This window comes from Ferruginibacter sp. (assembly GCF_031391665.1).
Taxonomy (GTDB): domain Bacteria; phylum Bacteroidota; class Bacteroidia; order Chitinophagales; family Chitinophagaceae; genus Ferruginibacter.
Genome location: NZ_JANMUN010000003.1, coordinates 1 through 1,627 on the forward strand (window position 1 = coordinate 1; position 1,627 = coordinate 1,627).

1 protein-coding gene is annotated in these 1,627 nt (G+C 35.5%); it reads left to right on the forward strand.

Features of this window, described 5'->3' with window-relative positions:
• Positions 1–262 precede the first annotated feature (262 nt).
• Positions 263–1,627, forward strand: a 1,365-nt coding sequence (locus ACY651_RS00255; RefSeq protein ID WP_462248493.1) for a cryptochrome/deoxyribodipyrimidine photo-lyase family protein, incomplete at its 3' end; no start/stop codon positions are given.

The following is a 1,627-nucleotide window of genomic DNA, read 5'->3' on the forward strand; positions in this document are numbered from 1 at the left end:
GAATTAATGAAAAAATATAGTATTAAAATAGCCTTTTTTTCTAAACATAAAGGTGTATTTACTGTTTAGAATAATATGGAAAATACAGTTACAATTACTTCCCCTCACCAGTTATTTAAAAGCAATCTGGTATTTAAAAAACGGTGTGGTTTACCTGGTGGAAGAATAGTAATCTCCAGGCAGGGTAATTTTCACCCTCAAAAATTAGTATTGAATTATTCAAAACCTGCTGAACCAATTAAAACCCCTGCAATAAAATATATTGGATAAACAAAGTATAAATATCGTATGGTTTAAAAGAGATTTGCGGTTTACCGACCACGAACCTTTATATACTGCACAGCAGGAAGCCTTGCCAATATTGATGCTTTATTTTTTTGAACCATCTGTTATGGCTTACCCTGATAGCGATGTGAGGCACTGGCGTTTTATTTATGAATCGTTGCAGGAAATGCAGTTGAAGCTGAAAGATAAAAATGCACAATTGTATATTTTTCATAACGAAGTTGAATTAGTGTTATGTGAGTTACAAAAAAAGTACGAGATAAAAAATATTTATTCGCATGTGGAAGTTGGTAATATAATAACTTATGACAGGGATATTGCCATACAAAAATTTTGCAGAAACAACGCCATCGAATGGAAAGAATACCAATTAAACGGTGTGATACGCAAACTGAAATCAAGAAGTAAATGGCAGCAAAGATGGCAGCAAAAAATGACGGAATCGCCCAAATTAGTAAGCGAAACAGGGTGGAATATTTTACAACTGGATGATACCTTGTACAATCTTTTAAAAGGAGAAAAACTAAGTGCAGCCATTACAATACACGATAATAACTTTCAACATGGTGGCGAGTATTGGGCATGGCGCTACTTGGATAGTTTTATAAAGGAACGATATGTGAATTACAGTAAGCATATTTCAAAACCATTGCTTAGCCGAAAAGGCTGCAGCCGTTTATCTCCTTATCTGGCTTATGGTAATATTAGTATGCGTATGGTTTATCAGTACACCAACCAGCATTATCAAAAGTCTCAAAACAAAAGGGCTGTTACAAATTTTATCTCCCGCCTGCATTGGCATTGTCATTTTATGCAAAAATTTGAAGACGAATGCAGCATGGAATTTGAAAATGTAAACAGTGCATACAATCAATTAGTAAAACCTAAAAACGAACTATATATTAAAGCATGGCAGGAGGGAAAAACCGGAGTACCCCTTGTTGATGCCTGTATGCGATGCCTTGTAGCAACAGGTTACATTAATTTTAGGATGAGGGCTATGGTAGTTTCATTTTTTGTTTTTAATTTATGGCAGGATTGGCGGGAGCTTCATTTTTTAGCCCGGCAGTTTTTAGATTATGAACCCGGCATACATTATCCCCAATTGCAAATGCAATCGGGTGTTACGGGTATCAATACCATCCGGATTTATAACCCCATAAAAAATTCTCAGGAGCATGATACCGAAGGGTTATTTATTAAACAATGGGTAACGGAGTTAAAGAGTATACCTTCAAATTTAATTCACGAACCCTGGAAATTGAGTGCCATTGAACAGCAGTTATACCAATGTATTATTGATAAAGATTACCCTGCGCCCATTGTTGATATTGAGGCATCA